Source organism: Rhodococcus sp. WAY2 (assembly GCF_009859915.1).
GTDB classification, from domain to species: Bacteria; Actinomycetota; Actinomycetes; order Mycobacteriales; family Mycobacteriaceae; genus Rhodococcus_F; species Rhodococcus_F oxybenzonivorans.
On sequence record NZ_CP046572.1, the window covers coordinates 1,675,850 to 1,702,701 of the forward strand.

At 63.6% G+C, this 26,852-nt stretch carries 27 protein-coding genes; 15 read left to right on the forward strand and 12 right to left on the reverse strand.

Annotation, left to right across the window (positions count from 1 at the left end; all coding sequences use genetic code 11):
• Positions 1–34: 34 nt before the first annotated feature.
• Both urtA and ramB read right to left on the reverse strand, forming a co-directional pair.
• Positions 35–1,288, reverse strand: a complete 1,254-nt coding sequence (gene urtA, locus GFS60_RS07785) for an urea ABC transporter substrate-binding protein (RefSeq protein WP_159920180.1) — start codon at positions 1,286–1,288, stop codon at positions 35–37.
• 210 nt (positions 1,289–1,498) lie between these two features.
• Positions 1,499–2,911: an acetate metabolism transcriptional regulator RamB gene (gene ramB, locus GFS60_RS07790; RefSeq protein ID WP_109327734.1), complete on the reverse strand. Its 1,413-nt coding sequence runs from the start codon at positions 2,909–2,911 to the stop codon at positions 1,499–1,501.
• Positions 2,912–3,445: 534 nt separating this feature from the next.
• On the opposite strand from ramB, the gene aceA reads away from it, so the two are divergent.
• The 4 genes from aceA to GFS60_RS07810 all read left to right on the forward strand — a co-directional run bounded on the left by aceA (position 3,446) and on the right by GFS60_RS07810 (position 9,313).
• Complete coding sequence (aceA, locus tag GFS60_RS07795; RefSeq protein ID WP_109327738.1) at positions 3,446–4,735, forward strand: isocitrate lyase; 1,290 nt, start codon at positions 3,446–3,448, stop codon at positions 4,733–4,735.
• A gap of 126 nt (positions 4,736–4,861) precedes the next feature.
• Positions 4,862–5,758 carry a 3-hydroxybutyryl-CoA dehydrogenase gene (locus GFS60_RS07800; RefSeq protein ID WP_109327740.1) on the forward strand — a complete coding sequence of 299 codons (897 nt, stop codon included), beginning with the start codon at positions 4,862–4,864 and terminating at the stop codon, positions 5,756–5,758.
• A gap of 117 nt (positions 5,759–5,875) precedes the next feature.
• Positions 5,876–8,170 (forward strand): 5-methyltetrahydropteroyltriglutamate--homocysteine S-methyltransferase, encoded by a 2,295-nt coding sequence (metE, locus tag GFS60_RS07805; RefSeq protein ID WP_159920182.1) that lies wholly within the window; start codon positions 5,876–5,878, stop codon positions 8,168–8,170.
• A gap of 81 nt (positions 8,171–8,251) precedes the next feature.
• Positions 8,252–9,313: an NAD(P)-dependent alcohol dehydrogenase gene (locus tag GFS60_RS07810; protein ID WP_159920184.1), complete on the forward strand. Its 1,062-nt coding sequence runs from the start codon at positions 8,252–8,254 to the stop codon at positions 9,311–9,313.
• On the opposite strand, the gene GFS60_RS07815 is transcribed toward GFS60_RS07810, so the two are convergent.
• Positions 9,295–10,092: a SigB/SigF/SigG family RNA polymerase sigma factor gene (locus tag GFS60_RS07815; protein WP_159920186.1), complete on the reverse strand. Its 798-nt coding sequence runs from the start codon at positions 10,090–10,092 to the stop codon at positions 9,295–9,297. The two genes, GFS60_RS07810 and GFS60_RS07815, sit on opposite strands and share 19 nt — an antisense overlap.
• The gene (locus GFS60_RS07820; RefSeq protein WP_159920188.1) at positions 10,089–10,523 is read right to left on the reverse strand and encodes an ATP-binding protein; all 435 of its coding nucleotides are present in this window, start codon (positions 10,521–10,523) and stop codon (positions 10,089–10,091) included. The genes GFS60_RS07815 and GFS60_RS07820 overlap by 4 nt, the downstream gene beginning before the upstream one ends.
• A 222-nt stretch (positions 10,524–10,745) precedes the next feature.
• Between GFS60_RS07820 and GFS60_RS07825 the strand changes: the two genes are divergently transcribed.
• Positions 10,746–11,435, forward strand: a complete 690-nt coding sequence (locus GFS60_RS07825; protein WP_159920190.1) for an ANTAR domain-containing protein — start codon at positions 10,746–10,748, stop codon at positions 11,433–11,435.
• A 359-nt stretch (positions 11,436–11,794) separates the two neighbouring features.
• Complete coding sequence (locus GFS60_RS07830) at positions 11,795–12,103, forward strand: STAS domain-containing protein (protein WP_159920192.1); 309 nt, start codon at positions 11,795–11,797, stop codon at positions 12,101–12,103.
• Between the two features lie 32 nt (positions 12,104–12,135).
• On the opposite strand, the gene GFS60_RS07835 is transcribed toward GFS60_RS07830, so the two are convergent.
• The 3 genes from GFS60_RS07835 to GFS60_RS07840 all read right to left on the reverse strand — a co-directional run bounded on the left by GFS60_RS07835 (position 12,136) and on the right by GFS60_RS07840 (position 14,251).
• Positions 12,136–13,332 carry a glycosyltransferase gene (locus tag GFS60_RS07835; RefSeq protein ID WP_159926973.1) on the reverse strand — a complete coding sequence of 399 codons (1,197 nt, stop codon included), beginning with the start codon at positions 13,330–13,332 and terminating at the stop codon, positions 12,136–12,138.
• 186 nt (positions 13,333–13,518) lie between these two features.
• Positions 13,519–13,674 carry a DUF6131 family protein gene (locus tag GFS60_RS38565; RefSeq protein ID WP_201453523.1) on the reverse strand — a complete coding sequence of 52 codons (156 nt, stop codon included), beginning with the start codon at positions 13,672–13,674 and terminating at the stop codon, positions 13,519–13,521.
• A gap of 19 nt (positions 13,675–13,693) precedes the next feature.
• Positions 13,694–14,251 (reverse strand): DUF2231 domain-containing protein, encoded by a 558-nt coding sequence (locus GFS60_RS07840; protein ID WP_159920194.1) that lies wholly within the window; start codon positions 14,249–14,251, stop codon positions 13,694–13,696.
• A 121-nt stretch (positions 14,252–14,372) separates the two neighbouring features.
• On the opposite strand from GFS60_RS07840, the gene GFS60_RS07845 reads away from it, so the two are divergent.
• Positions 14,373–14,594, forward strand: coding sequence for a hypothetical protein (locus GFS60_RS07845; protein ID WP_159920196.1), 222 nt, complete (start codon positions 14,373–14,375; stop codon positions 14,592–14,594).
• A gap of 15 nt (positions 14,595–14,609) precedes the next feature.
• Here the strand turns inward: GFS60_RS07845 and GFS60_RS07850 are convergent, their stop codons facing one another.
• The 3 genes from GFS60_RS07850 to GFS60_RS07860 are packed head-to-tail and all read right to left on the reverse strand — an operon-like array spanning position 14,610 to position 16,607.
• Positions 14,610–15,470, reverse strand: a complete 861-nt coding sequence (locus tag GFS60_RS07850; protein ID WP_159920198.1) for a polyphosphate kinase 2 family protein — start codon at positions 15,468–15,470, stop codon at positions 14,610–14,612.
• A gap of 47 nt (positions 15,471–15,517) precedes the next feature.
• Positions 15,518–15,823, reverse strand: a complete 306-nt coding sequence (locus GFS60_RS07855) for a DUF4873 domain-containing protein (RefSeq protein WP_159920200.1) — start codon at positions 15,821–15,823, stop codon at positions 15,518–15,520.
• A 49-nt stretch (positions 15,824–15,872) separates the two neighbouring features.
• On the reverse strand, positions 15,873–16,607 hold the full coding sequence (locus tag GFS60_RS07860) for a TetR/AcrR family transcriptional regulator (protein WP_159920202.1): 735 nt from the start codon (positions 16,605–16,607) through the stop codon (positions 15,873–15,875).
• Positions 16,608–16,753: 146 nt separating this feature from the next.
• Between GFS60_RS07860 and GFS60_RS07865 the strand changes: the two genes are divergently transcribed.
• The 5 genes from GFS60_RS07865 to GFS60_RS07885 all read left to right on the forward strand — a co-directional run bounded on the left by GFS60_RS07865 (position 16,754) and on the right by GFS60_RS07885 (position 20,412).
• Positions 16,754–18,025 carry a DUF445 domain-containing protein gene (locus GFS60_RS07865; protein ID WP_159926975.1) on the forward strand — a complete coding sequence of 424 codons (1,272 nt, stop codon included), beginning with the start codon at positions 16,754–16,756 and terminating at the stop codon, positions 18,023–18,025.
• A 131-nt stretch (positions 18,026–18,156) separates the two neighbouring features.
• Entirely contained in the window at positions 18,157–18,663 is a 507-nt protein-coding gene (locus tag GFS60_RS07870) for a helix-turn-helix domain-containing protein (RefSeq protein ID WP_109327766.1), read from the forward strand.
• Complete coding sequence (gene tadA / locus GFS60_RS07875; RefSeq protein ID WP_159920204.1) at positions 18,656–19,513, forward strand: major lipid droplet protein TadA; 858 nt, start codon at positions 18,656–18,658, stop codon at positions 19,511–19,513. Before GFS60_RS07870 ends, tadA begins: the two co-directional genes overlap by 8 nt.
• Positions 19,514–19,586: 73 nt before the next feature.
• Positions 19,587–19,880, forward strand: coding sequence for a DUF2516 family protein (locus GFS60_RS07880; protein WP_159920206.1), 294 nt, complete (start codon positions 19,587–19,589; stop codon positions 19,878–19,880).
• A gap of 34 nt (positions 19,881–19,914) precedes the next feature.
• Positions 19,915–20,412 carry an SRPBCC family protein gene (locus GFS60_RS07885; RefSeq protein WP_159920208.1) on the forward strand — a complete coding sequence of 166 codons (498 nt, stop codon included), beginning with the start codon at positions 19,915–19,917 and terminating at the stop codon, positions 20,410–20,412.
• 122 nt (positions 20,413–20,534) lie between these two features.
• On the opposite strand, the gene GFS60_RS07890 is transcribed toward GFS60_RS07885, so the two are convergent.
• Positions 20,535–22,007 carry an FAD-dependent oxidoreductase gene (locus GFS60_RS07890; RefSeq protein ID WP_159920210.1) on the reverse strand — a complete coding sequence of 491 codons (1,473 nt, stop codon included), beginning with the start codon at positions 22,005–22,007 and terminating at the stop codon, positions 20,535–20,537.
• Between the two features lie 557 nt (positions 22,008–22,564).
• Between GFS60_RS07890 and GFS60_RS07895 the strand changes: the two genes are divergently transcribed.
• From GFS60_RS07895 to GFS60_RS07905, 3 genes are all read left to right on the forward strand, one after another.
• Positions 22,565–23,551 carry a type IV toxin-antitoxin system AbiEi family antitoxin gene (locus GFS60_RS07895; protein WP_201453524.1) on the forward strand — a complete coding sequence of 329 codons (987 nt, stop codon included), beginning with the start codon at positions 22,565–22,567 and terminating at the stop codon, positions 23,549–23,551.
• Entirely contained in the window at positions 23,526–24,302 is a 777-nt protein-coding gene (locus GFS60_RS07900; protein ID WP_236603398.1) for a GSU2403 family nucleotidyltransferase fold protein, read from the forward strand. Before GFS60_RS07895 ends, GFS60_RS07900 begins: the two co-directional genes overlap by 26 nt.
• Before the next feature lie 344 nt (positions 24,303–24,646).
• Positions 24,647–25,684, forward strand: coding sequence for a DUF4365 domain-containing protein (locus GFS60_RS07905; protein ID WP_159920214.1), 1,038 nt, complete (start codon positions 24,647–24,649; stop codon positions 25,682–25,684).
• A gap of 90 nt (positions 25,685–25,774) precedes the next feature.
• On the opposite strand, the gene GFS60_RS07910 is transcribed toward GFS60_RS07905, so the two are convergent.
• The gene (locus GFS60_RS07910) at positions 25,775–26,833 is read right to left on the reverse strand and encodes a hypothetical protein (RefSeq protein WP_159920216.1); all 1,059 of its coding nucleotides are present in this window, start codon (positions 26,831–26,833) and stop codon (positions 25,775–25,777) included.
• Between the last annotated feature and the right edge of the window lie 19 nt (positions 26,834–26,852).

Below are 26,852 nucleotides of genomic sequence, written 5' to 3' on the forward strand. Positions count from 1 at the left end.
ATGTCCTCTCTCCCTCTACTCGTCGGACGTGGTACTAGCTACCGAGCGACTCGGCCCAGGGGTAGGACGTCAGGTACGGGTCCGGCTCGATCGGGGTGCCGGAATCCCACACCGTGTAGATCAGGCCGTCTCCCCGGATCTCACCGATTCGGGCCGTCTTGCTGATGTGGTGGTTGGAACCGTCGATCGTGACCTTTCCCTCGGGGGCGTCGAACGTCACTCCGTCCGCGTTGGCCTGAATGTCAGCCGTAGCAAACGAATTCGCCTTCTCGACGGTGTTCTTCCACAGATAGACGGAGGTGTAGGCGGCTTCCATCGGGTCCGACGTCGGCTTGGCGGCGCCGTACCGCGCCTTGTACGCGTCGACGAACGTCTTGTTCTCCGGCGAATCGATGGTCTGGTAGTAATCCCAGGCCGTGAGCTGGCCTTCGATGTTCTGGACCCCGATACCGCCGACTTCCTCCTCGGCGATCGACACCGACACGACGGGCATGTCCTGGGCGGTCAGCCCCACGTTCTTGTACTCCCGGAAGAACGCGACGTTCGAGTCTCCGTTGAGCGTGTTGAACACGGCATCTGCGTCGGCGGAGCGAACCTTGTTGATGATGGTGGAGAAGTCGGTGGAACCGAGCGGCGTGTAGTCCTCGCCCTTGATCTCGATGCCGTTGGCCTCGGCGTAGGCCTTGATGATGCGGTTCGCGGTCTGTGGGAACACGTAGTCGCTACCCACCAGGTACAGCGACGTGACGCCCTTCTCCTTCAAGTAGTCGAGGGCAGGAACGATCTGCTGATTGGTGGTGGCACCCGTGTAGAAGATGTTCTTCGAATCTTCGAGACCCTCGTACTGGACGGGGTAATAGAGCAGGGAATTGTTGTCCTCGAACACCGGAAGCATCGCCTTGCGGCTCGACGAGGTCCAGCCGCCGAAAACCGCTGCGACACAGTCGCTGCTGATCAGCTTCTCGGCCTTCTCGGCGAACACGGTGGGTTCCGAAGCGCCGTCCTCGGCCACGATCTGAATCTTCTTGCCGAGCACGCCGCCCGCGCTGTTGATCTCGTCGACCGCGAGCGCGATCGAATCCCGGACGGTCACCTCACTGATGGCCATGGTGCCGGACAGCGAGTTCAACGACCCGACCTTGATCGTGTCCCCGGAGGTGTCCACGCAGGATGCCGCGGTGGACTCCGTGGCCGTGTCGGATGCCTTGCTGCCGCAACCGGTCAGCACGAGCCCGATCGCGGCGAGCGCGGTCGGTGCAGCGAGGGCGCGCTTGGAGAAGGTGCGCATGTACGGGCCTTTCCGTCGGAGGAGGTGGGGAACCCCGTATTCCGGAACGGATGTATCCGCCCCACGTATACAGAGGTGTATTCGTGGGGCGAACATTAAGCCGCGGTTGTTGCGCCTGAATGTCTGTCGGTGACGTGTTCGTGTCGCGAATTACAGACGTGTGAACAAGCGCTCACAGCGGCAGCGGTGCGCGGCGGAAAGTGCAGTCTGTCACCGAATGAGGTAGGGGGACACCGAACTGCGGTGTTCGCTGATGTCGAGTTGCTTGCCCAGGGGCGGAAAAGCCCGTTGTGGGCAGTTGACCCGCTCGCACACCCGGCAGCCGGCTCCGATCGGCGTCCCGGGATTCGACTCGTCGAGGTCCAGTCCGTCGCCGTAGACCAGGCGGTGCGCGTGTCTGATCTCGCAGCCGAGCCCGATCGCGAAGATCTTGGCAGGCTGCCCGTAGCGGGCGGCGCGACGCTCGACGGTGCGAGCGACCCAGAGGTACCGGCGGCCGTCGGGCATCTGCGCGATCTGGTTCATGATCTTGCCCGGGTACGCGAACGTCTCGTAGACGTTCCACAGCGGGCAGGTGCCACCGCTCGTGGAGAAGTGGAATCCTGTAGCGGATTGGCGCTTCGACATGTTCCCGGCGCGGTCGACGCGCACGAACATGAACGGGACCCCGCGCAGCTTCGGCCGCTGCAGGGTGGAGAGGCGGTGGCAGACCGTCTCGTAACTGACCGAGTAGAACGCCGACAGGCGCTCGATGTCGTAACGGAAATCCTCGGCGACGTCGTGGAACTGCCCATAGGGCAGCACGGTCGCGGCGGCGAAGTAGTTGGCGAGTCCGAGCCGGGCCAGCGCCACCGACTCGTCGCTGGTGAAGCCGCCCTCCGCCACCATCTTGTCGAGGAGGTCGCCGTACTCCAGGTAGGCCAGTTCGGTGGCGAACTTGAACACCTGCTGCCCGCCCGAAAGGTGCGGCGAGATCTCCAGCACCCGCGACTCGGGGTCGTACCGGTGCAGCACGTTTTCGCCCAGGTCGATGCGGCGAACGATCTGCACGTCGTGCACCGTTTCCAGCCTGCGGGCGATCTCACCACCTACGTCGCCGCGGTGGAAACGCAGGCGGGCGGTGAGCTCTTCCGCAGCAGTATCGAGCTCGTGCAGGTAGTTCTGACGCTGGTAGAAGTAGTCCCGGACCTCTTCGTGCGGCATCGTGATGGAACCGCTGCCGCTGCCGTCGCTGAACCGGTCCTCCGTGGCCGCCGCCAGCTGCGCGGTGGTGTTGCGGAACCGGCGATGCATGTTGACCATGGCCTTCGCCAGGCCTGGATGCGACGCCACCATGTCCGCGATCTCCTGAGCGTCGGCGTCGATACCCATCTCCTGATCGAGGGCAACCTCCCGCATCTCGGCGATCAGGCGGGTGTCGTCCTGGGAGGCGAAGAAGGTGGTGTCGACGCCGAACACCTCGCTGATGCGCAGCAGAACCGGCACGGTGAGCGGCCGGACGTCGTGCTCGATCTGGTTGAGGTAACTGGCGGAGATTTCCAGCGTCTTGGCCAGTGCTGCCTGGCTCATGCCTCGTTCGGTGCGGAGCTGACGCAACCGGGTACCGACGAAGGTCTTCGACATTTCCCCAGCCTACGAACGGTTCGCGGGGTTCGCAAGAGGGGCTTCGCAGCCTTCGCGGGTGCTGTGGTCCGGGGCGAACGTACCTTCCGGCGCTGTGGACGCGCCGAAAGGTACATTCGCCCCCGACGCCGGTCCGGCCATCGGACGCGAGCGCGGTAACGGACGCGAGTGCGGTATCCGCCCCGATCGGTGATTGCCATCACAACCGGTTCGTCGAGGGGTGTGCCGCCGCGGGAAAGTGCGGGCCGCAGGGGCGCAATTACCTGTGTACGAGGGGTTGCGTGCATTGTGTTCGCGACCTGCATGTTCTTACTACTGGCGGGTATCTTTCCTCGCAGACAGGGTAGGTCGTCACCCATTCCTTCTTCGCAAAGTTTGCAAGGCTGGATGAAAAGCTAGCGAAGATTGGCAGTAGCAACAGGTAGACGGCACTTTTTGTGTGTGTCATTCTCGATGAGTAACTAGGAAGGGCCTGGCAAGGATGTGAAGCAGTACATCCGTACCGGACCAGCAGATCGAAGAGATGGAGTCTTGATGTCGACCACCGGCACCCCGAAGACCGCAGCTGAGATTCAGCAGGATTGGGACACCAACCCGCGCTGGAAGGGAGTAACCCGCAACTACACGGCGGAGCAGGTCACCAAGCTCCAGGGCACCGTTGTCGAAGAGCAGACCCTCGCACGCCGTGGTTCCGAGATCCTCTGGGACCTCGTGAACAACGAGGACTACATCAACTCGCTGGGCGCGCTGACTGGCAACCAGGCCGTTCAGCAGGTTCGTGCAGGCCTCAAGGCCATCTACCTCTCCGGCTGGCAGGTCGCCGGTGACGCGAACCTGTCCGGACACACCTACCCGGACCAGAGCCTCTACCCGGCCAACTCGGTTCCGCAGGTCGTGCGTCGCATCAACAACGCGCTGCTGCGCGCCGACGAGATCGCCAAGGTCGAGGGCGACACGTCCGTCGACAACTGGCTCGCCCCCATCGTCGCCGACGGTGAAGCCGGCTTCGGTGGTGCACTCAACGTCTACGAGCTGCAGAAGGCCATGATCGCGGCCGGTGTCGCCGGTTCGCACTGGGAGGACCAGCTCGCGTCGGAGAAGAAGTGCGGCCACCTCGGTGGCAAGGTGCTCATCCCCACGCAGCAGCACATCCGCACCCTGACCTCGGCTCGCCTCGCGGCCGACGTCGCGGACGTTCCCACCGTGGTCATCGCACGCACCGACGCCGAGGCCGCAACCCTCATCACGTCGGACGTCGACGAGCGCGACCAGCCGTTCCTGGACGGCACCCGCACCGCCGAGGGCTTCTTCGGTGTCAAGAACGGCATCGAGCCCTGCATCGCTCGCGCCAAGGCTTACGCGCCGTACGCCGACCTCATCTGGATGGAGACCGGCGTGCCGGACCTCGAGGTCGCCAAGCGGTTCGCCGAGTCCGTGCGCAGCGAGTTCCCGGACCAGCTCCTCGCCTACAACTGCTCGCCGTCCTTCAACTGGAAGGCGCACCTGGACGACTCGACCATCGCGAAGTTCCAGAAGGAGCTCGGCGCGATGGGCTTCAAGTTCCAGTTCATCACCCTCGCCGGCTTCCACTCGCTCAACTACGGCATGTTCGACCTGGCCCACGGCTACGCCCGCGAGGGCATGACCGCCTTCGTCGACCTGCAGGAGCGCGAGTTCAAGGCCGCCGAGGAGCGTGGCTTCACCGCCATCAAGCACCAGCGTGAGGTGGGTGCCGGCTACTTCGACAGCATCGCCACCACGGTTGACCCCAACACGTCGACGGCTGCTCTGAAGGGTTCCACCGAAGAGGGTCAGTTCCACTGATCCTTGTCCACAACAAGGATTCGACCGATCACGGTGTGACCTGATCAATCCCGACCCCCGGGAGGGGCCTGTTCCAGGGCCCCTCCCGGGGCGACGACTCCACTAGACGAAAAAGGAGCTGACGACGTGACCAGCGACAAAATTCAGCGCGTCGGCGTTATCGGCGCCGGGATCATGGGCGCCGGAATCGCAGAGGTGTGCGCTCGCGCGCACGTCGATGTTCTGGTGTTCGAGCAGACCCGTGAGCTTGCGGCTGCAGGGCGATCACGCATCCTGCGTTCGCTCGACCGCGGCGTGAGCAGCGGCAAGATCACCGAACGTGAACGTGAACAGGCGGCCTGGCGGCTGCGGTTCACCTCCGATCTCGGTGATTTCGCGGATCGCCAGCTCGTCGTGGAGGCCGTCGTCGAGGACGAGAAGGTGAAGAGTGACATCTTCGCCGAGCTCGACTCGGTCGTGACGGATCCGAATGCCGTGCTGGCATCCAACACGTCGTCGATCCCGATCATGAAGCTGGGCATTGCCACGAAGTCCCCGGAACGGGTCATCGGGATGCACTTCTTCAACCCCGTTCCTGTGCTTCCCCTCGTCGAGCTCGTGACCACGCTCAAGACGAGCAAGGCGGTGGCCGAGCGGGCCGAGGCCTTCGCGAGCGATGTGCTGGGCAAGCAGGTCGTCCGCTCCGCGGACCGTTCCGGCTTCGTCGTCAACGCCCTGCTGGTGCCGTATCTGCTCTCCGCCATTCGCATGGTGGAGTCGGGGTTCGCCACCAAGGAAGACATCGACAAGGCAACGGTGCTCGGCCTCGCACACCCGATGGGTCCGCTCGCGCTGACCGACCTGGTGGGTCTGGACACGGTCAAGTCCATTGCCGACTCCATGTACGAGGAGTTCAAGGAGCCCCTGTACTCGGCACCGCCGCTGCTGCTGCGCATGGTCGAGGCGGGACTCGTCGGCAAGAAAGCGGGCGCCGGCTTCTACGAGTACGCCGAGAACGGCCGGGCCAGCAAGAAAGCAAGCTAGTAGGTAGGTAGGCGACTACCCTGTGCGCCTTTCACGACCCCGGTTGTGAGAGGCGCACAGGTGCATCGAGTCCGAGACGCTTTCCGCCCCCGGACTGAGCCCAGAAAGGTCGACCGCATGTCCAGCACCGCAACATACGGATCCAGCATCCTGGGGTATCCCCGCATTGGGCCGCACCGCGAACTCAAGCGCGCACTCGAGTCCTACTGGCATGGCACCAGCACGAAGGCAGAACTCGTCGCCGTCGGGCGGGACCTGCAGGAAGAGACGTGGAGTGAGCTCGCCGCGACCGGTTTGACCCAAGTCCCGGGCAACACGTTCTCGTACTACGACCACGTACTCGACAACGCGCTGCTGTTCGGTGCGGTGCCCGAGCGGTTCGCCGCGCTCGAAAGCGACCTGGATCCGCTGGACTTCTACTTCACGATGTGTCGCGGCCGGCCCGACTTCCCGCCTCTCGAGCTGGTGCGCTTCTTCGGCACCAACTACCACTACCGCCAGCCCGAACTGGACGAGAACACCACCTTCTCCCTGCGTTCGGACACGCTGATGGACGAGTTCGCACGGGCGAAGGCGCGCGGAATCGAACTGCGTCCCGTCGTGCTCGGCCCGGTGTCGCTGCTGCTCCTGTCGAAGGTGGGGCCGGCGTCCCGGCGGCACGGCTTCTCGACGCTCGACCTGCTGGACGAGATCCTGCCGGAGTACGAGCTGTTGTTCGAGCAGCTCGCGAAGGCCGGCGCCACGTGCGTCCAGCTCGACGAACCGTCGTTCACCGAAGACCGCACCCCCGAGGAGCTGGCCGCGCTCGCGCGTGCCTACGAGAAGCTGTCGCACGCACCGCTGCGTCCCCGCATCCTCGTCACCGGGCCGTACGGACACCTGGGTGAAGCACTCGCCCTCCTCGCCGCGACCAAGGTCGAGGCTCTCGGTCTCGACCTGGTCAGCCACCGGATGAGCGCCGATGACCTGGCGAAGATCCCCGGCATTCGGCGCAAGCGCATCTACGCCGGTGTGGTCGACGGCCGCAACGTGTGGCGGGTCGACCGGTACAACACCCTGACGTACCTGAACACGATCAAGGACGTCGTGCCGGATCTCGTGGTCTCGACGTCCACGTCGTTGCTGCATGTTCCCTACGACGTGTTGTCCGAGTACGACATCCAGGGTGACGTGGCAGACCGGCTGGCGTTCGCCAAGCAGAAGGTCGGCGAGGTCGTGTCGCTCGCGAAGGCTCTCACCGAGGGGCCGTCGGAGAAGTGGCGCAAGCGCCCCACTTCGGTGCACTTCAAGCTCAAGCACGCCGTGCGTGCCCGGGTCAATGCGATCACGCCGTCCGACCGTGTGCGGGTCTCGTACGAGGAGAGGCGCGTCGCGCAGCAGGAGCGGCTGAATCTGCCCCTGGTTCCCGCGACGACGCTCGGCTCGTTCCCTCAGACGACCGAGATCCGTCAGGCTCGCTACGAGCTGGGGGAGGGACGCCTCGAGTGGGACGAGTACTACAAGCGGATCCAGGCCGAAATCGAGAACACCATCCGGTTGCAGGAAGACATCGGCCTGGACGTTCTTGTGCACGGCGAGCACGAGCGCAACGACATGATCCAGTATTTCGCGGAGCTGCTCGAGGGCTACGCGTACACCCACAACGGCTGGGTGCAGGCCTATGGTTCGCGGTGCACGCGTCCGCCGATCCTCTACGGGGACGTGTCGCGGCCGAAGCCGATGACGGTCGAGTGGATCTCGTACGCACAGTCCTTGACGGACAAGCCGGTCAAAGGCATGCTCACCGGTCCGGTCACGATGATCGCGCGGTCGTTCGTCCGCCAGGATCAGCCGTTGTACGAAACCGCGGACCAGCTGGCGTTGGTGATCCGCGACGAAATCGCCGATCTGGAGGCCGCGGGTATCGCGATCATCCAGGTGGACGAGCCGGCCATCCGTGAGCTGCTGCCTCTGCGCGAGGACGGGCGTGAGGCGTATCTCGAGTGGGCTGTCGATGCGTTCCGCCTCGCCACCGGTGGTGCGAAAGCGGAGACGCAGATCCACACCCACCTCACCTACACGAGCCGCGCGTCGGTCGTCGATGCCATCGAACGCCTCGACGCGGACGTCACTGCCATCGTGGCCACCCGGTCCATTACCTGGGTGCTCGATGCGCTCAAGGAACGGGCGCTGACTCACGGGGTCGGTCCCGGTGTGTACGAGAGCAGGTCGGCGCGGATCCCCGATATCGACGAGCTCGACGAACTGCTCACCGAGGCCAGCGAATCCGTCTCTCTCGAGCGACTGTGGGCCAACCCCGACGGGGGTCTCAAGACCCGTCACTACTGGCAGTTGGAACCCTCGCTGCGCAATCTGGTGGCGGCCGCGCGGCGGCTCCGCCGCCGGGCCGAGAAGGAAGAACTCGAGGACTGAGTCGATTCGTCTCGGCGGGCCGTTGTCCTCGGACACGGCCCGCCTGGACGCCGAGCGACGCGAACAGGTAGGCATGTGTGCATGGTTACCGCCGCCGCATATGCAGTCACGTCCGCTGAGGGTGCCTTCGAAAAGACCACCATCGAACGTCGGGAGCTCGGACCGCTCGACATTCTCATCGAGATCAAGTTCGCGGGCATCTGCCACTCGGACATCCACACCGCCCGCAACGAGTGGGGCGGGACCCACTATCCCGTCGTCCCCGGCCACGAGATCGCCGGTGTGGTGACCGCCGTCGGTTCCGAGGTGACTCGCCATCACGTGGGTGACCGCGTCGGAGTCGGGTGCTTCGTCGACTCCTGCGGTGAATGCGACGCCTGCCGCGCCGGTGAGGAGCAGTACTGCGCGAATCGCGTCACCGGCACGTACAACGCTCGCGGCCGCGACGGTGAGTGGACGCAGGGCGGATATTCGACGCACATCGTGGTGACGGAACGTTTCGTCGTCTCCATTCCGGACGGGCTGGAACTGGACGTCGCGGCGCCGCTGCTGTGCGCCGGAATCACGTTGTACTCACCACTCGCGCACTGGGGCGCGGGCCCGGGCAAGAAGGTCGCCGTCATCGGCCTGGGTGGGCTGGGACACGTCGGGGTGAAGATCGCTCATGCGATGGGCGCGGAGGTCACGGTTCTGAGCCAGTCCCTCGGCAAGAAGGAGGACGGGCTGAAGTTCGGAGCCGATCACTACTACGCCACCTCTGATCCGGAAACGTTCAGATCGTTGCGGAGCCGGTTCGATCTGATCGTCAACACGGTGTCGGTGAACCTGGACATCGACGCGTACCTGTCGATGCTCGCGATCAACGGCACCCTCGTCGAACTCGGCCTGCCGGAAAAGCCGATCGAGGTACGCGCCTTCAGTCTCGCCGCCAATCGGCGCAGTCTCGCCGGTTCGATGGTGGGCGGTATCGCCCAGACTCAGGAGATGTTGGACTTCTGTGCGGAGCACGGCATCGGCGCGGAGATCGAGGTGATTCCGGCGAGCGACATCGATGCCGCCTACGACCGCGTCGTCGCCAGCGATGTGCGGTACCGGTTCGTCATCGACCGCGGCAACGATCTGACTCACGCCTCGCCGAGCTGATCCCGCAGCGACGCCAATGTTTTCGCCAGCAGCCGCGAGACGTGCATCTGCGAGATGCCGACGCGGTCGGCGATCTGGGTCTGCGTCATGTTGCCGAAGAACCGGAGCATCAGGACGGTCCGCTCCCGTTCGGGCAGCGACTCGAGCAGCGGGCGCAGGGTCTCGTGATTCTCGACTTCGTCCATCGCGGCGTCGTAGTCACCGATCGTCTCGACCATGGACAGTTCGCCGGACCGCTCGGACGACGTGTTGTCCACGGACACCGTCTGGTAGGCGTTGCCGGCCAGGAGGCCCTGCGCCACGTCCTCCTGGTCGATGTGGAGATGTTCGGCCAGCTCGCTGACGGTGGGGGCGTGGCCGAGAGTCTGCGACAGTTCGCCCACCGCGAGGCTCAGCGCGAGATGCAGTTCCTTCATGCGGCGCGGTACGCGCACGGCCCAGCCGGTATCTCGAAAATGCCGGCGTACCTCGCCCATGATCGTGGGCACCGCAAACGACACGAAGTCGGAACCACGGGTCACGTCGAACCGATCCACCGAATTGACGAGGCCGAGGCGCGCCACCTGTACCAGGTCGTCGTGCGCCTCGCCTCGGCCGTCGAAACGACGGGCAATGTGCTCTGCGAGGGGGAGGCAACGCGTCACCAGCGCGTCGCGGAGAATTCGTCTTTCGGGATCGTTCTCGTCGAGCGCGGCCTTCCGCTCGAACAGTGCTGCCACATCCTGATACTCGTCCGGCCAGCGTGCCGTCTGCCCCCCACCGCGAGTACCGGACGTCACAGAATCGAGCCGTTCTTCACCCTGGTGAATTCCATGGTGGTGACAAATCCCGACGAGGGCGGGTCCGGCTCGTGGCGCATGTCGACCGAATCGGTCAGGGCATGGAGTACGTGCCAGCCGAACGAGCGCGGCCCGAGCGAATCAATGGTCGTGGTGGTGCTCGACACGGCCACTCGCAGTGTGCCGTCGAGGTACTGGAGCCGGCACACCAGGACAGCATCGGGCGTCGCGCGGACGATCAATTGGGTGCAGATCTCGTCCATGGCCAGTTTGATGTCGGCGATGGAGTCGAGGTCGAAGTCTTCGTGGATGGCAACGGTGGCTGCCAGGGCACGTAGTACGGACAGCTGATCGGGCGTTGCTCGCACGCGCAGTTCGACGACGGGATGAGTGTGATCCTGGTCGGGTTCGATTGTCTTGGCGATGGCCATGAGACCTCCGGGTCGGGCGTTACCGGGTTGACGGCGGGAGTGTTGCCGGCTCGCGGGTGGTGACAAGTCAGGGTAGCGATCCGGGGACACCGCAGGTGGGATACCGCAGAACAACCCCGATCAAACCAGTCCGTGCGGTACGTATGCGCAGGTAGGGTTAGCGCAAGCGATGAGCGTTCCGCAGGCTCTCGATGGGGCATGTGGTCAGAGGAGACGGGTGGGATGCGGAAGGATCTCCGACGGCAGACTGCGACGAGCGTCGACGCCCCCACGGACGTCGATCCCGTCACCGTGTCGCTCGAGGCGGTGCTCCGGCTCCTCGAGACCGAAGACAGTGTCATTGCCCTCTTGAACAACTTGTGCAGGCAGGCGGTTCGGGCATTTCCCGGAGCGGAAATGGCCGGAATCATGCTACTGGGCGCAGCCGGACCGGCATTCGTGGCCGCAACCTCGGACGAGGTCCTCCGCTTACGCGAGGCCCCGGTGTTCGGTACCGGCGGTAGCTCCCTGTCGGTGCCGTTGACCGACGCGACAACACGGGCAGACTCCCGGTCGGGGGATATGGAGACGCTGGGTGCCCTGAACCTGTACGGCAGCCGCCCGCACGCCTTCGACGACCTCGATCAGTCGGTGCTCGGGTTGCACGTCGACGCGGCGACGGCCGCACTGCGTCAGGTACGACGATGCGAGGAAGCGAGAAGCCTGATCGAACAAGTGCGGATAGCAAATGATTCGCGGGCTGTCATCGATCAGGCCAAGGGCATCGTCATGGCGTTGCGGGGAGTAGATGCCGGGGCCGCGTTCGGCGTCCTCGTCGCGCGCTCGCAACAGGAGAACGTGAAGCTGCGTGTGGTCGCCGAGCAAGTAGTGCGCGCCGTCGCGAGACGTGCGCCCGTAGGTAACGCTTTGTAATAGCTCACCTGCGCAGATGTCGGCAAGGGGATCTGTTATTTCCTTGTGACACATCACTGCCGGGAGTAGTCTCGAACCGAGGTTGAACACACAGCCGATGTCGGGAAGCGCTGCCGTAGCAGACGGTGAGAGGTGTCCGAGGTCGGGTTTGTCTGCAGGTGCTCCGCTTCCCCTCTCAATAGTTCGAGATGGGGTGAGCCATGTCTGTTGTTCCAGGGGTCCCAGAACCTGAACTGGCCTGTTCGGGAGCGGGTACCGGCGTCGACTACACACCGAAAGTAGTCCTCGCAGCGGTCGATACCGTTCCGACACGCTGTGCGAGTGCGAAATTCTCTTCCGAGCGAATAGGTTCAGGAGTGATGGTTCTCGGAGTGCGCGGTGACATCGATCTGTTCAGTGCGCCCGTGTTCCACGAATACGTCTGCACCCAGATCTCGCCTGAGGGACAATTCATCCTCGACATGTCCAAGGTCGACTTCATCGGGACGGCAGGACTGTCGGTCCTCGACAGCGTCCACGCATCGAACCTTCGGGACGGCCGGCACTGGGCAATGATCTGCGGGCGCCCGCTCTGTCGGTTGCTACGGGCGGCGGGTCAGGAATCGAGTTACCCGTGTTTCCCGTCGGTCGACAGCGCGCTCGGGGCGTGGCACGGAAGAACCGCCTGACGGCAGATCCTCGGACGGAACCGGTGCGGAGATCAGTGCGCACCGGTTCGACTCGTGCGCGGGGGAGCGGAAACGCAACGTCCGTACGCACGAAGTGTGTCGGTGGCGACTCGATCCCAGGAATACCGTGCGCGGGCACGGTCGCAGCCCGCCATGCCGAAACCCGCACGCAGCGCATCATCGTCGAAGATTTGCCGTAGTGCCTCGGCCAGTCGCACCGGATTTCGGGGTGAGATCAGCCGCCCGGTGATTCCGTCGACCACCGTGTCCCGCATGCCGCCGACCGCAGAAGCGACCACCGGTGTGCCGCAGGCCATCGCCTCCAGGGGAACCATGCCGAATGGCTCGTACCACGGGGTACACACCACAGCGTCCGCGGAGCGCAGCAGGGAGGGCATGACGTCGTGCCGAACGTGGCCGACGATCCGTACCCTGTTGCTCACCTTGCTCTCACGCGCGAGAGCCAGCAGTCGCATCGCCTCCGGATCGTCGGCGACCCGCTCGGCGGCCGGTCCGCCCGCAATGACCAGTTCGGTATCGGGAAGATGGGTGAGCGCCGCGATGGCGGTGTCGTAGCCCTTGCTCGGCGCCAGCCTGCCGACCATCACGATGCGATGACGCATCCCCTTGTCGTCGGCGCGACCGTCCGGAGTGAATTCAGCGACGTCGACACCGGAAGGAACCACCGACGTCCGGGACCGCGGCAGACCGAGGTGGGCCAGTTCGAAAACCTCGTCGGTACACGTTGCCACCACCCGGGTGGCTCCGCGGGCGATCAATTGCTCGAGGTGAACACGGTTGGACTGGCTCGTCATCGGACGCTGGAACCGCTCCTCGACGACGCCGAGGGCGTGGAAGGTCTGCACGGTGGGGATGCCGAGGAGGCGCGCCGCGAGCTGCGTCGCAATACCCGACATCCAATAGTGGGCGTGAACGATGTCGGGCCTTTCGGCCTCCCATTCGTTCTTCAGGAAATTGCCGAAACCACCCATCAGGGGCAGTATTTCGGCTTCCGGCATCGGCCGGGGCGGGCCGAGGGGCACCTGCACGACCGTGTATCCGCCCGGCATGGTGAAGCGGTCCGGGAGGGTTTCGTCGGCGCGGCGCGTGTACACGGTGACGTCGTGGCCCTCGCGGGTGAGGGCAGCGGACAGTTCCGCCAGATGGATGCTCTGACCGCCTCCGTCGCCGTCCGAATCGGTCAGCGGACCCGCGTTGCCGGAGACCATCGATATTCGTAACCGCCGGGCGGTGACGAGAGGCGCGGTTCTGATCGGCTGACCGACGCAGGAGTCGGGTCTCGGCTGGCGATGAGTGGCGGTCATGCCAGGGGATTCCCGAACTGTGGGTTTGTAAACCGACCGGCTCGCACTCTGTCACAGGACAGGGTTCACGGGACCGGTCGGTGTCGCGATCTAGTACCAGTGGCGTCTGCCGCCGACAGCGCGTCCCGTGGAACCGAGAATCCACAGCACCGCGCCGATCACCAGGAGAATGATGCCGAGAACCCAGAGCCAATTGAGATTGGCCAGCCATCCGATCAGGAGCAAGATCAACCCGAGCACGATCATGACGTTCCTCGTTTCTTCCTCATCCTCTCGACGCGGGAAGCGTGTCCGCTGACGGACTGCGCTCCACGTCGCCGACTCCTGCGCCCATTGCGTAGGTCAGATGTCCGCCCAGCGTTCCGCCGACGCCGACCGCGAGAAACCCGGCGACGCTCAGCGCGACAGCTTGCGCGTCGGTACCGCGGCGGCGGCGCAGGAACGACGCGGTGAAGGCGGCGATCCCCAGTGCGTTCGCACCCGCGTGAATGAGGCCGACACGGCGTTGCGTCGCATCGCGTTCGGCCCAGTCCACCCAGCCGGTCGTGAGGGTGGGCACTGCCGAGAGGAGACCGAATCCGATCAGCCGTCTGGCGGCGACGTGGTCGCGCAGCACGGTGTCCAGGACCAGTGACCCGGACCAGGCGCCGATCGGGACGGTGACGAGCACGGGATGCAGCGGGTGACCCAACCAGGAACCCCGCAGAATTTCACGGGCTCCGGTGCCGCTGAGCGTGCCGGCGATCCTCCGCTGCAACAGTGCGCTGACGTTGTCGAGGAAGTCGGCGGACTCCGTCTTGCGTAACAGACCGGGTACGTTCATTCGGCTCGATTACCCCGGCCGGACGGCGCGAAACCCCCGTTGACGCCACCGAGACATCTTGTCGCCGATTGCAGTGCGGCGTAGCGTCGGGAACAGATTCCACCAGGTGAGGTGAGTACTGATGAAACTCAATCTCTTCGCCGCGTGGACAAGCTTCGCGCTCGTCCTGTTCGCGGTGGTCTGCATCGCCGGGTTCCTCGTCGCTGCCGGATCCGGTGAGGGCGGCTGGGCGGTGATCGCCGGTTCGTTGTGCGTCGTCGCCCTCGCAGCAGCAATGGCGCTGTACGGCGGCACAGTGCACCACGATCACCGGGTGCATCACGACACGCCACACCTTTTCTGAGCGACCGCGTTCGCCCTACGACTCCGCGAGTCGGCGCTTCTCCGTGTCGACGTCGAAATCAGGTTCCGGCCATTCGAGGCGGAGGCGTTCGAATGCGTCGATCAGCAGCTCGGTGACCGCAATTCTGCTGTACCACCTCCGGTCACACGGAACCACATACCAGGGCGCGTCCTCGGTGGACGTCTTGTCGAGCATCGCCTGGTAGGCGTCTTGATACGCCGGCCACAACTTGCGTTCGGTCACATCGCCCGGGTTGTACTTCCAGTACTTGTCCGGGCGCTCCAGTCTCTTCTGCAGCCGCGACTTCTGTTCGTCGAGGGAGACGAACATGGCCACCTTCACCAGGGTGGTGCCGGTGCCGAGGAGTTCCTTCTCGAACTGATTGATCTCGTCGTAGCGGCCACGCCACACGGTCGCGGGAACGAAGCCGTGTACGCGCACCACCAGGACGTCCTCGTAATGGGAGCGGTCGAAGACGCCCAGTTGCCCACCCCGGGGCAGCGCCTTCGTGACCCGCCACAGGTAGTGGTGCCGCTTCTCCTCGTCGGTGGGCACCCCGAATGCCACGTGATCGACACCCTGCGGATCGACGTGCCCGATGACGTGACGAACCATTCCGCCCTTGCCCGCGGTGTCCATGCCCTGAAGGACGAGCAGCACCGAGCGGTTGTCGCCGGATCGGCCGTTGGCGTAGAGCTTCTCCTGCAACGAGGAGAGGACCGTTCCCCGTTCGTGAAGGGCGCGCTTCCCGTCGGTCTTGCCGCTGACGAATCCGGGTGTGCTGCGACTGTCGAGATCAGCGATTTGCATGCCGGTCCGGAAGCGCAGCACTTCGGCGGCCGGTGTCTCCCACAACCCTGCTGCGTTGTCTGCCATCTACGAACAGTGCCACAGTCGGGGGCTTCGGACAGGCGAACTCGGCTTCACACTCGGCTGAAGGGTGGCGGGGTGACCCCGTCGACGAGGTGGCTGCCCCACAAATCCACGCCCGTGATCCTGGCGGTGGCGGTACCTTGCGGTCCCGTAATCCGTAACTCCGTGCCGGGGGAGAGGTCGGCGTCCTCGCCCAGGGCGTCCGTCAGCGTGCGTACCCGCCCGTGCCAGACGTAGCGACCGCTGATGGGTTCGAAGTTCCCTGCTAGCTGGACCTGGACCGTCACGGCGGGTAGTGCACCCACCACGACCTCGGCCGGCCCGCGGTAACCCTCTTCTTCCTCGGAGTCGTTCATGATCCCGAGTTTACCTGTTACTTCTGGTTACACAATATTGAGTGAGCGTCTACTCGTCGGTTGTGGGAAGCAGCGGGTGCGGTGCCGCGTTGAATCGCGCGGGGGAACCGTTGAAGGCAGCGATGCCGGTGATGCCTCCCCAGGTCATCATCGTCAGGTAGTTGATCAGATCCTCCACCGACATCGATCGGTTCGAGATCCACCAGTGGGTAGCCAACTGGACACCGCCGACGATGCCGTACGCCCACGGCACCGCGCCTCCGGAATCCATCTCCATCTGACGCAGTCGCTCGCCGAGCACCGTCGAGAGGACCTCGGCGATCATCCGTTCGGAATCGGCCACCGTGTCCCGGCCCGGCCCTGAACCGTTCGACATGATGTACAGGTACACGTCGGGATCGGATGCGACCGTCTCCACGTAGGCGGTGATCGTGGCGCGGGTGAGTTCGAAGTCGTCGAGATCTTCGCCGATGGCCTCGTAGATCCGGGGTGCCAGCGTGGTCTCCACGTAGCGGGCCATGGTGGCATTGGTGAGATCGCTCTTGTCGGCGAAGTACCGGTACAGCACGGTCTTGGAGACGCCGATTTCCGAGGCGATCTCATCCATGCCGATGTCGCGCCCACGCAGGCGGATGGCGGCGATCGTTCCGTCGACGAGCTCCTCCCGGCGCGCGATCTTGTGCTCGCGCCAGCGGCGCTTACGCCCGTCAGGCTTGGTCGCCTTCTCCAGCTTCGTCATCGACTCCGTCACCTGCTCGGCATCCTTCAGGTCGTCATTCGCCACTGAGCTTGTTCACATCCGTTTCGTATCGCAATTCTTCTCTCAGCTTAGTGCTCGTGTGTTGTCGGCTCGCACAATGCCGTCTGTGCAGCTCGCTCGTCACTCCTTTGGGAAGCGCCGCGTCGTCGACCTTCGGCACAATGGCAACTGTGCATCAATTGAGTCTTTCTGCTTTCGACGACGGGGAGAAGCGGCGCGATCTCCGCAAGATGAAGACCGTGGCGACGGGTTTCCTCGTGTTCGCCACCGTGGTCTACCTCGTGTGCCGGTGGCAGGAATCGCGTGGCGCGGGGGAGTGGGTCGGCTACGTGCGCGCCGCGTCGGAAGCCGGAATGGTGGGCGCGCTCGCCGACTGGTTCGCCGTCACGGCTCTGTTCCGTCATCCCCTCGGCCTGCCCATTCCGCACACGGCGATCATCAAACGGAAGAAGGATCAGCTCGGTGCCAGCCTGAGCAGTTTCGTGGGTCAGAACTTTCTGGCGCCCGAAGTGGTGTCTGCCAAGGTCGAGGCCGCCCAGATCCCGCTACGGCTCGGCACCTGGATGGCGCAGCCGAAACATGCCGCGCGAATCGCCGCCGAGACAGCGACCGTCCTGCGTGGACTCGTCGAGGTGCTGCGCGACGAGGACGTGCAGCAGATCATCGACAGCACCATCGTGCGCAGGCTGGCCGAGCCGGAATGGGGGCCGCCGATCGGGCGGGTGCTCGGTGAACTACTCCGTGAGAACCGTCAGCTGCCGATCCTGGACCTGCTTGCCGAGCGCGCCCACCAGTGGGCCCTGGGAAGCCAGGAAACCATCGACCGCATCGTCACTCGCGACTCGCCGTCCTGGTCGCCCAAGTTCGTCGACCTGATGCTCGGCGAGAAGATCCATCGTGAGCTGGTCGAATTCACGTGGAAGGTGCGCTCGAACCCCGAGCACGAGGTCCGTCAGGCGGCCAACCGCTTCCTCGTCGACTTCGCCGACGACCTGCAGAACGACCCCGTCACGATGGAGAAGGCCGAAAAGATCAAGGCCGAGATCATGGGTCGCGAGGAGGTGACCGGGCTCGCCGCCGCCACTTGGAAGGTCGCCAAGCGCCTCATCATGGAGTCCGTCGACGATCCGGGCAGCACGCTGCGGACCAAGGTCGCCGAGAACGTCGTCCGGATCGGCGAACGACTGCGCGACGACGACGAGCTGAGACTCAAGGTCGACGGGTGGGTCATGGCGGGCACGCGATACGTCGTCGACAACTACACCGGCGAGATCACCGGGATCATCTCCGACACCGTCGAACGCTGGGATGCCGAGGAAGCGAGCAAGAAGATCGAACTGCAGGTGGGACGGGACCTTCAGTTCATCCGGATCAACGGCACAGTGGTCGGTTCGATCGCCGGGTTACTGATCTACACGGTCTCCTCTTTGATGTTCGGCTGACCGTCGGGTTGATGTTTCGCTGACCGCCCGGCACCCTGTGGCGACGGCCACGCGCCGACTGCTAGCAGAGCGCTTGCAATTGTTAGCACCCTCTCTTACACTCGAAATTGCCCAGCAATTCGGGAGGACTGATGGCCAGCGACGACCGCGAGGCAGCCGGTGCAGGAGATGTGGCCGCTCGCGTAGTCAGTAACGCCGCACACGACATCGGTGGCTTCATTCGTGCACAACGTGAAGCCGCGCAGGTCTCGATGCGACAACTGGCGCAACTCGCAGGCGTCAGTAATCCGTACCTGAGTCAGATCGAGCGCGGGTTGCGCAAGCCTTCGGCCGAAGTGCTGGCGCAGATAGCGAAGGGTCTCCGGGTGTCCTCGGAGGTCCTGTACGTCCAGGCGGGGTACCTCGAGCAACGACCCCACGGTCCTGTTCGCGACGCCCTGCTTGCGGATACGGCCATCACCGAGCGGCAGAAGCAAGTGCTGCTCGAGATCTACGAGTCCTTCTGTCGTGAGAACGACTCGGCAGAGTCCGCCGAATCCAGGATGTCCGAGGTTCGGACCCACGAACCACATCGGTCCGGACCCGAGACGCCGGAACCCGACCCCCCCAACGTTGAACAGGAGATAGCCGATGACTGACCAGAAAACCATCGACAGCGTCAAGACCTCGCTGTACGCAGCCGTAGGTGCCGGTGACGTCGTGGTGCAGGCCGTGGCCGACGTCGTCGCCCAGGTCCGCTCGCGCGCCGAGAACACCCAGGATGATGTCGAGGAGCGCGTCGGTGGCGCCCGCGAACGCATCGCCGGTCTGCAGGAAGAGGTCACCGAGGGTGTCGAGCACCTCCGCGAGCGCCTCGCGGGCCTGCCGTCCGAGCTGCCCGAGGAACTCGCCGAGCTCCGCGAGAAGTTCACCGCCGACGAACTGCGCAAGGTCGCCGAGGCGTACCTGAAGGTTGCGTCCGACCTCTACACCTCCCTCGCGGAGCGTGGCGAGGATGCAGTCGAGCGCATCCGCAAGCAGCCGGTCGTCGAGGAGGGTCTCGGCCGCGCCGAGTCGGCCTTCGGTGACGCCGTCGAGCTGACCGAGGAAGCTCTCGGCACCGTGGCACGCCAGACCCGCGCTGTGGGCGAGCAGGCCGCGAAGCTCGCCGGCCGCGCGTCCGTCCGGATCTCCGACACTGCCGAGGGTGTCGGCGAAGCGATTGCCGACGCCGGCGACGAGGCCGCGATTCGCGTTCTCGACCTGGGTGACCAGGCGGAAGAGGTCTCGAAGGAGGCTGCCGATCGGGTGAACGCTACGGCTGCCGACGTCCAGGCCCGCGCAGAGAAGGCAGCGCCGGCCAAGCACGCTGCCCCGGCGAAGAAGGCGACCCCGGCCCCGGCCCCGGCTCCGGCCAAGGCTGCTCCGGCCAAGGCTGCTGCAACTCCGCCCGCGCCCGCCAAGAAGACGGCTCCGGCCAAGAAGACGGTTCCGGCCAAGAAGGTCTGACCTTTTCGCGCTCTCGGCCCCCGCACTTTACGGTGCGGGGGCCGTTTGCGTCTTCAGCTCGTAGTATGAGCGTGTGATTCATGTTGACGGCATCGTCTCGGTGATCTTGTTGGTGATTCGCATCGTCGCCCTCGGCGGCGCGGCGTTCGCCCTGTTTCACGCTGCTCGCCAGCGCAAAGACGCCTTCACGGCCGTCGACAAGCTGAGCAAACCCATCTGGCTGAGCATTCTCGCCGTGGCATTCCTCGTGCTGCTGCTGTTCCCCGCCGTGCAGCTGTTCGGCATCGTCGCGGTGGTGGCAGTCTGTGTCTATCTCGTGGATGTCCGGCCGCGGGTGGACGACGTCCAACGCGGACCCCGCTGGTAGTTTGGCAACTGCTCGCCTACGTTAGGCTCGCGTGATGGCCACGCCTACCACAGTCGACCAGTCGCGGGCTATCCCGATCACATGCGCGCAAGCATTCGACGGGACCCTGTCGATCCCGCTGGATGCGATCTTCTCCCGCCGCTACGCCCTGCTGCCGCCCATCAAGCAGGTTCGCGGACAGGACGGAATCTGGGGCCGGGTCGGACAGTCGCGCACAGTGGTCACCACGGACGGCGGAACGATGCGCGAGGTGCTGACAAATGTCGATGCCCCACTCTCGTTCAGTTACCGGCTCAGCGACATCACCGGCCCACTGCGGCCGCTGGTTGACAGCATCGACGGCACCTGGGAGTTCGTCCCATGCGGGACCGGGACCAGAGTCACGTGGCGATGGGTCCTGCACCCGAGGGGACCTGGGACACTCGTCATGCCGCTGATCGCCTCGATGTGGCGTGGCTACGCACGACAGGCACTGGAGGTGCTGTCCGAGCAACTGCTCATGCCCGAGTCCACCGATCACACGCCGGACTGACGCTTCGTTGCGTTATCACTGGGCGGGCAGTGCCCGCCTGAACTTCAGCCGGCCCCGGCCGGACACAACCTCGGTTGCAGAGGTTCGATTGGTGGATTCGCATGTGGAACTGATGGTTACGACTACCTCAGTGGGCCGCAGCGAACATCGAATCGCTCACGCACAGTGTCCAGGGTGTGGCGGAGGTGATCGCGTCCGCGGCGGTGGGTGAGCAGGAACCGCGTTGTTCCGATCATGCGGCGTGGCCGCGGGTACCAGCGATCAAGATCGAGTCCGCAATCGAGGAATACCTTGTTCGGCACGCTGTCGACGATGAGACTGAGGTTGTGCATGGTGAGCGATCCGAGCGTATAGGGAAATGCCGCCTTCGACTTCTTCCGTAGATCCGGCGCGTCGAGTTCATACAGCGGGAGGTCCTGGATCTTGTCCAAGAACAGTAGGTGGGTCAGGAAGTATCCCACGTACGAAGTCAGATGTAATGTGGCAGAACGCGGTTGAATCGACAGGACCGCACCGCTGTCGGAAACGTAGGGCTCGTAGGGGTTCTCGCCTCGCAGCATGTATCCGGTGCAGTTCACTATCCAGCTGCCCGGTTGAATTGTCTTCGCTGAGCCGCTGCGGAATACCAAGTCGGTGTCGCCGTTGCGGTCGACGGCATCCACGACGTGATCCATGATCACCTCGTTCAGACCGGCGGCAATCGTCCTGTTCTCCGATTCGGACAGCAAGCCCAGCAGGTAGTTGTTTGCGGTGGGGGTCAGCCAGGTGCCATAGGTAGTGCGGAACCAGGTCGCGACATCGGTCTCGTTGGTCCCGTCGAAGCGCCGACCCAGTTCCGTGAAGATGCGGGTCACGGGCGTGCCGCCCCACCATCGTCGGCCGCCGGTAGGGAACAACCGGTCGCGGTTCGAAAAGAAGGTGCCCGAACCTGCCACAAGATTCACTTCCCGGCCGGGGTATTCCGTGATCAGCGTGTGAGCGGTGTCCATCGCCGTTTTTCCGCCGCCCACGACCCACACAGGGGCGTTACTCGCCCGCATGTCGTCCCCTCGCATGTCGCAGAAATCGGGTGATACCGACAGGACGCGCGCGCTGGAGATCTCGAGCGGGTCGTTGGGCACGACTCCGAAACCGCTGGCTTTGATCAGTCGCTTCGCCTCGACGACCATGACGTGGCCGTCCGACGATGTGCAGGTGACGCGCACCATCCCACCTGACTCGTCATGCGACTCGAGCGTCCAGCCGAAGTACTCGTCCACGTGTACTCGTTGCTTGACAACGTCGAGGCAGTGTTCGAAGTGCGTGAGCACCTCGTCCTTTGTTGCCAGGTAGGACCGATCCCGGCCGAGCGTCCACTTGATGTTTCCGGCGGTGAACAGGCCATGCGGTTGGTGCAGTCGCACATACGAATAGGTATCCACCCACATGCCGCCGGGACGATCGCGGCGGTCGACCAGGATGATCTTTTGCGAGCGGGACAAGTATCGACTGGCGACGAACAGGGCATTGACTCCGGCGATGCCCGCACCGACGACGCAGACGTCGCAGCGCTCTACCCGCACGGACGTCTCAGCCGACGCAGCACTGTATGTCACCGCAACCTCCTGGGGACTCTTCAATGCTAGCGAGCCCGGGCGGTGGTGACGTCACGCTCCGCCTCGTCTTGAGGCCAGTTTGTTCTGTGTAGATCCTCCGCGCAGAGGCACGCCGGTGCCGGTACCGGTTGTGCTTGCGGGCGGTCGTGGAAGCGGCGGACAGGCGCTGGAACGCGGAGCTGGTGTACGAGGGTGTGAAGCCTCTTGATCACCGGTCCAGGGGTATACCTCAACTGCCACCAGCAGGTGCGTACGGCAGACGCATGCGGTCACATGGAACGTCCAAGGAATGTTCAAGAAATATCGAGTCCGGTGTCGGTGGAGATGAGATATTTTGCTGAACACATCTAGGTGCTTGTGGACGCGGCAGCGCAATCGGGGGCGGACGCTGCGGGTGTTCAGGAAAATGCCTCATTCCACTGTCGGTGGAGATAGCATAATTGCTGAACGCAGGGAGGGACGCTATGAAGTTAAGTGCAGGGCCGCAGACGGAGAGGGAGATTCTGCGTGATGGAATCACGGCACTCCTGGATAGACTGCCAAAGAGGTGGGCCGCCGTGGAGCTGCCGATTCAATCGGATGTGCGCGTCGATGCGGTCCTAAGGGTTACCGCGCCTGACGAGCATTTCGTCGATCTCGTTTTAGCGGTTCGACGGATAGTCGAGCGCCGCGACATCGCATCTGTTCGCGAGCGTCTTGAGCGTCAGATTAGGGGCAATCACTCTGCTCGAGGAGTGGTAGTTGCCCAGTATCTGTCCCCGCCGGTACGGGACCGACTCGCCGACGCGGGCATTTCGTACATCGATACAACAGGGAACATTCGCGTCGACGTTGACCTACCTGGGTTGTTCATCTCGTGTGCAGGCGCCAATCGTGCGCCGCAGAGTGGTCCAGGACGACCGCGAGGCACATTAAAAGGGGCTCCGGCGGCGAAGGTCGTTAGGGCGCTCGTCGACTTCGATAGAGAATGGACCATCCGCGGACTGATCGAGGCGGCAGGCACGTCGACAGGGTCGACCTACCGCGTAATTGAGTTCCTCGAAGGTGAGGAACTCGTTGCTCGAACGGATTTAGGAGCCGTAACCGTGCCGGACTGGCGTGAATTGTTGCGGCGGTGGAGCGCGGACTACGAGTTTGTTCGCAACAGCCGGGTCACGCGTTGGATTGCACCACGTGGCCTTCCTGCACTAATGAAGAATGCCGCAGGCAGCACCGAACGCTACGCGGTGACCGGGACGATCGCGGCGGCCGACTTGGCCGAGTATGCCCCGGCGCGCAACGCGATGATGTATGTCGCAGACAGCACCGGTTGCGCGGAGCAGTGGGGCCTGCGCGCAACCGAGGCAGGCGCGAATGTGCTTCTTGCAGAACCGGACACCGACGTGGTGTTTGTCAGAACCCGTCAGAACCCTGGCGGTGTGACATGCGCTGCCCCGGGGCAAGTAGTGGTCGATCTGTTAACCGGACCGGGCCGCAGCCCGTCCGAAGCTGAAGAGCTTATGGATTGGATGGTGCGAAATGAGTCACGATGGCGCCGAAACTAGCGACGATCTCCTCGTCCGGACTCGGGCGGCTCTGCTGGATGCGGTCGAAGCGCTCGGCGAGCACCGGGACTCGGTCGTGGTGATTGGCGCACAGGCAATCTACATTCGCACGGGAGGCGCACCCGTTGCCCTTGCTGAATCGACCAAGGACGCCGATCTCGCGCTGGATCCTCGAGGCCTGTTAGAAGATCCGAGGCTCGAGGAAGCCATGATGGCGGCAGGGTTTCTTCTCGATCGTGTCAGTGGACAGCCGGGCTCGTGGCGGAACGCCGATGGAATCCCTGTCGACCTCATGGTGCCGGAGGCGTTGGCGGGTCCGAGTTCGAAAAGCAGGCGGGGAGGGCGGATTCCTCCCCACGACAATCGGGCAACACGTCGGGCGCGTGGGTTGGAGGCAGCAGTTGTCGACAATGCGCCGACGTGGATAGACCCTCTTGACCCAGCTGACGGGCGACGTCAGAAAGTTCGAGTCGCAGGCCCAGCGGCGCTCCTGGTCGCGAAGCTGCACAAGATTGGTGAGCGAGTCGAGAAGCCGAGTCGTCTGAAGGACAAGGACGCGCACGACATCTACCGGATTCTCCGGGCGGTCGAGACCGAGGAGTTGCGCAGTTCGTTTGCGCGCCTGCTGGCTGACGAGCTGAGTGGTCCGGTGACGGCGGAGGCTCTAGCACACCTTCGCACGTTGTTCGCGTCCGGCTCGGATGCGATTTGGATCGGACATGGCAGGGCGTGCCGAGCAGGGTATTGGTGAACCTGAGGAGGTTGCCGTCGCGGTGGCGTTCCTCGCCAGCGATTTGGTGGACGCACTGGCGGGCAAGTAGCAGTTCACCAACGATATTGCTGTGGTTGAAGGTTCTGCCGTCTCGCGCCCCCGGAGGTTGGCAAGGACCCACGGACGGATGTCACAGGTGCTTGGACCATCGATCGGCGCGCCACCTTGTTCGACCTGTTCTGGTAGAGATAGCTTTCTTGCATCTCTTCATCGGATTGAACGGACATGACGGACTAGCGGAGCGTTAGCTGACCGGTTTGGCGCGATAGGAAAGTCCATCAGGATTCGCTGGGCTTCGAATTTAAGCCGTATTCCACGGCGGATTGGGGATCTTTGACACGGGTGGCAAGAGTTGGGTAACGCCGCGGCGGGCCGTCAACGAGGTTCGAATTCTGTTTGAAAAGCATGCGCAGATCGTTCAAGAAATCGACGGAGGGAGCGATTTCGGCGAGGATCTCATTGTGTCGCTGACTGAAGGTGGAATCAGGACCGGCGATCGGATTCTAGTTCAGGTTAAAGGTGGGGTGTCGTTCCGTAGAAGTTCTGGCGGATATGCGATCTCGGTAAGAAAGCACCGGCAGGATTGGATTTATTCCTTGATACCTGTGATATGTATTGTATATGACCCCGAATTGCGGAAGCTGTTCTGGATAAACGCGACGCAGAAGCTACGTGAATCCGCGGAATCGCGACTCACGTCTACGTCGATAGTCCTAGAAGAGCATTCGGTTCTCGACGATCGGTCGATCGATGCTGTTCTGAAAACTTTGAGAACTTACATCATGGAGACTGGTTGCACTCCTGAAGTAGGCTCGCGTATGCGGTCGGGTCGCCGGCATCGCGGCGGCGCCGTTGTCGCAGATGGGCCAATTGGGGGAGTTCCTAACCCAGTCTTTTCGCCGATTTCTGAATGGGTGGAGCGAAGCCGTCTCCTTTTGATGCGAATCGCTATCGTAATGTGCTTTATTGTTATAGTCGGCGCATTTGTTCTGATGTGGCCGACCTTGTGGTGGTTCGCTGAGCCCTCGATGGGATCGAAGACCTGGATGTGGGCGCTCATGGTCGTAGGCTTCACCCCGCTTTGTATTGCGATTGCGCGCTCTGAAATCGCTGCTGGCCGGAGTGGCAGGCTACCTGTGGTGTTCTCGTATTTCTACGCAATCCCAACCTATATCGCTGCAATCAGCTTGAAGTTGGGAATTATCGACCTTTCTGATGGCCTCCGCGCGGCTTTTGTTGCCACGATCCCGAGTCTTATCAAGTACACGCTCTTTGGATTTATTGGTGTATATGTGGCAAGGGAGTTGGCGAGGCGAAGGAGAGTTCGTGCCGCGTACGGCTCACAAGATCCGGATCATTGATCAATGGTTGGGCAGTGCGCAAAGGAGCTTCCGCTCCGCCGGGCGGACTGCCCCCGGTGTTGAGGCCGGAAAGTTCGAGGTGTTCGGTGTCTAACTGTGCGTGTATGTGCGCGTTGGTGTCTCGTCGTCGGTGGTCCGCATCGAGGACTGGGTCCGGTAGGACATATGCGTGATTTGTGTTGGCTTCTTGCGTCGCGCGGTGGTCGCAGAGTTCGCGGCGGACACAGTGGTTGATTCGGTCTGGGTCGTCCTCTGCCGGAGCATGTGAGTGAAGGCGACGAAAACCTCGAGTATTTCGGCGGATGTCCGTCGGCGGTTGTTCGTGAGGGCTTCGTGCGGGACATCGGAATCCATGCCGACGGGAGTGAGGCCGCCGATCTTGTTAAAGCCCGGTGGAGTGCCGCTTCCGGGTGGGCTGAGTTCAACTTCCGCGGTCGGGATCGGCAGGTAGACATGGTTGACGTACCGGTATGCCGCACCTGCGCGTGGCTCACCGTCGTTGCCGAGGAATTCTGCAAGTTCGGATGCCGATACGAGCTGGACGGAGAGAAGGGTGTCGTGCTGGATTTTCCACAGGAGGACGAGTCCGCCTTCAGGTCGGGAGAGGTACGCCACTCCGGAAGGTGAGGGCAGGTTCTCGGGCGTGACGCTCACTTCGGCAGACGTCTCGCTGCGCGTGAGGATGTGGGCTGTCATTTCCTCGGAGGCGTAGTACGCGTACCGGTCGGCAGTAGCTCCGCTGGTGCACCGATATGCGCCGTACATTCCCAGCATCGCGTGCTCTTCCATGGCGCCGATGGCGGACCCTTCGGGCCCGAAGCAGAAGTAGCGCTCGCTGTGGACCAGCAGTGATTCAGCTGATTGACCGTAAAATTCGGACCACCACGCGAGAGTGGGGCCGATCGTTCGGGTGGCGCGGAACTCTTCGAACTCGGGCACCACCCAGGCGAATGGCTCGAGGTGTTCGACGACGGGTGTGGCGGTGTCGTCGAGTGCATCCAGTAGCAGCGGCATCTGTGCCGGTTTGAAGACGGCCAAAGCCTGTTGTGCCTGTCGACGGATCGGGAGGCCGTGTCGGAAATGCTCACCCGCCGCGAACGGCCCAGTGGAGTCCTGTTCGGTCTTGTTCCGGTGTAGTGCGTTACTCATCGTTCGACCCTCGAATCTG